This is a genomic window from Leucothrix pacifica (assembly GCF_003172875.1).
GTDB classification, from domain to species: domain Bacteria; phylum Pseudomonadota; class Gammaproteobacteria; order Thiotrichales; family Thiotrichaceae; genus Leucothrix; species Leucothrix pacifica.
In genome coordinates this window covers 1-2,677 of sequence record NZ_QGKM01000091.1, presented here as the reverse complement: position 1 = coordinate 2,677, position 2,677 = coordinate 1, and the positions used below count along the sequence as shown (strand labels likewise).

Annotated in this window: 3 protein-coding genes; all 3 read right to left on the bottom strand. The window is 39.7% G+C overall.

The window, feature by feature from the left end:
* Positions 1 to 116: 116 nt before the first annotated feature.
* Positions 117 to 1,412, bottom strand: a complete 1,296-nt coding sequence (locus tag DKW60_RS21300; RefSeq protein WP_109839686.1) for an AAA family ATPase — start codon at positions 1,410 to 1,412, stop codon at positions 117 to 119.
* 198 nt (positions 1,413 to 1,610) lie between these two features.
* Complete coding sequence (locus tag DKW60_RS23850; RefSeq protein ID WP_181389836.1) at positions 1,611 to 1,784, bottom strand: hypothetical protein; 174 nt, start codon at positions 1,782 to 1,784, stop codon at positions 1,611 to 1,613.
* 99 nt (positions 1,785 to 1,883) lie between these two features.
* Positions 1,884 to 2,546 (bottom strand): N-6 DNA methylase, encoded by a 663-nt coding sequence (locus tag DKW60_RS21295; protein ID WP_245929757.1) that lies wholly within the window; start codon positions 2,544 to 2,546, stop codon positions 1,884 to 1,886.
* Between the last annotated feature and the right edge of the window lie 131 nt (positions 2,547 to 2,677).

Genomic DNA, 2,677 nt, shown 5'->3' with positions numbered 1-2,677 from the left:
ACTCTTGACCATAGCTCTTTTTCCCTTCACAGAAAGCAATAATTTTAATTTTAGGCTTTTTCTTCCCACTTTTACGATGAATTCCTCGATGTGGCCTAGCTCTTCTTTGAGACATATTATTCCTCGAATAGACGAAAATCGTCGAGGAGACTTAAGAAAGGAATAGCACCAAAGCGCCCATCAAGATAACCATTCCTAAGGTTACTTCTCTTGTCTATAGAGTAATCAGACAAAGGGGCAACCTTAGTACTTCCATCAAGAGATTTCTCAGTAAGCCAAACCTCATCTCGACGAATACCATTATAATTAAGCAGCTGTGTTTCATGAGTAGTAAAAATTAGTTGAGCACCATTAGGGTTTGTCACCTTCGAATTGAATAGCTCTACTACCTTTAATGAAAGTTTGGTATGCAAACTAGATTCAATTTCATCAACCACAAAGACTCCGCCATGCTTTAACACCCAAAAAACAGACACCAAAAGCGATATTAAAGCCTGAGTACCTAGACTTTCATCATTGAAACTAAATAATACATCCTCACCAGCTTTGTTCTCTCTATGTATTTCAATATGATGCTGGTATTCAATCAGAGGGAGTTTCCCTTTCGGAGCAAGATCACCAAGAGAGTTTACTAGTGCATCAAGCATACTATTCACAGCATTCGCTCTATCCTCTTCCATCTGAACTTGCTTGGCTTCTAGTCTAGCAACACCAACATCTACTAATGTCAAAAAACGAGATATTTCACGCTCAAAGCCATACTTGCGGATTTTTTGGGCTACTTGCTCCTCTAGCAGACCAGAATTAAACCGGAAACTATAGTGACTTTTAATATACTCAAAAATATTTGAGAGAAGTTTATGTTTAGACTTAGCAGCTACAGATAAAAACAAACTCGCTTCACCTGTTATTTCTGAAATAACTTTATTTTTTCCCTTAAGACTCTTACCAAAGTAAAAAGGAGAATTTTTATCTGATATATCTCGATCAAACAAGACACTTTTTGACATTCTATGGGCGTAAGAAAATGAATATAACCATTCAGCAGTCACTACTTTTCCATCAAAAGAAAAGCCGTAGTGATAATGAACATCATCGAAGATAAAGTCCATATCTAGGGTTGAAGGCAAATTTGCACTTTCACGATCCAACTTAAAAGCTGGTATCAAAGCCCTGTCGATATCACTGCTGGCACTCTGCGCAACTGCTGATATCAGAGACCTAATTGACATTATTAAATTTGTTTTTCCAGAACCATTTGCGCCATAAAAAGCCACAATGGGTAAAACTTTTTCACGAATTCCATTTGGTGAAAAAAGTGTATCTCCATCATCTTTAGAAACAGCTGTTAAAAGCACCTCTTGGTACTCACTGATTGACCTAAAGTTTTCACAACCAAAACGCAATATCATATACAAACCTGTCTTTTTAAGAGCTCTTTCAAGTAAATCTTACGGAAAATGTAAGTTACATAGCAGCCAAATCATTTTTATATTAGTTTTAAACGAATTGCAAAGCTTTTCCGAATACTGTCAAAAATAGTTCATTATTAAAACCAACATACTATTTTGTTGATGTTCAAAATATCGAAAATATTTACCTCAGCTTTGCTAAGATGCACTCATCTTGACTGCTTCTCTTTCCTCAATACGCTTCGCCCAAGCCAATACGTTTTTGTACGATGTGGTATCTAAAAACTCTTCCACGCCATACACATCACCTGTCGCTACACGCCCATACAAAGGCCAGATCGCAATATCTGCAATTGAGTAACCAACTCGCACACATATAATCCTGCTCAGCCAAGTGGCCGTCTAGTACTTCTAACTGACGCTCAGTTTCCATCGTGTAGCGGTCGATTGGGTATTGCATTGGATAAGGTGCTAGCTGTAAAAGTGACCGTAAGCCTCACATAAAAAGCCTGCCGACCCTGCTGCACAGTCGTAAATCGTCTCACTAATTTTAGGATCGACCACACCCACCATCGCACGAATTAAGGGGCGCGGCGTGTAGTATTCACCGCCATTACGACCCGCGTTACCCATGTTTTTAATTTTGGCTTCGTATAAGTGGCTAAGCTCGTGTTTTTCCTGCTGCGAACGAAAACGTAGCTGATCAACCTTTTCCAGCGCATCACGCAGCGAGTAACCACTTTGAATTTTGTTTTTAATCTCGCTAAAAATCTCACCAATTTTATAGTGAATGGTATTGGGGTGATCAGCGCGTTGCTTAAAGCCTTTCAGGTACGGGAACAATTCACCATCAACAAAATCCGTTAAATCATCGCCGGTTAACGCGTTGTTGTGATCAAAGTGACCATCAGCATCTTTCGGCGCTGCCCATGCGCTCCAACGGTAAGGCGCGTCGATAATGTAATGGTAGTCTTCCATCATCATCTCGGCTTCCTGCGACTTGGTAAACTCAAGGTCGTCGAGATATTTCAAAAATAACATCCATGATGATTGCTCGGTGTAGTCCAGCTCGGAGGAGCAGCCTGCATCTTTGTGGAAAATGTCATCGATATTTTTGAATACTTGTTCGAACATATTGGTCAGAGTCCTTTTTGTAAACTGCCTGTATTATTGCATCTTTGTTGGAATACTTCGCATTATTCACAAGGATTATGCATGCGGTCAGCATTGGATGGGCTTCCGGTATTCCTGTCAGTCAATTGTAT

What these genes read in the sequence shown, in the direction of transcription:
- DKW60_RS21300 (WP_109839686.1), bottom strand. Translation starts at nt 1,412, where the DNA reads ATGATATTGCGTTTTGGTTGTGAAAACTTTAGGTCAATCAGTGAGTAC.
- DKW60_RS21295 (WP_245929757.1), bottom strand. Translation starts at nt 2,546, where the DNA reads ATGTTCGAACAAGTATTCAAAAATATCGATGACATTTTCCACAAAGAT.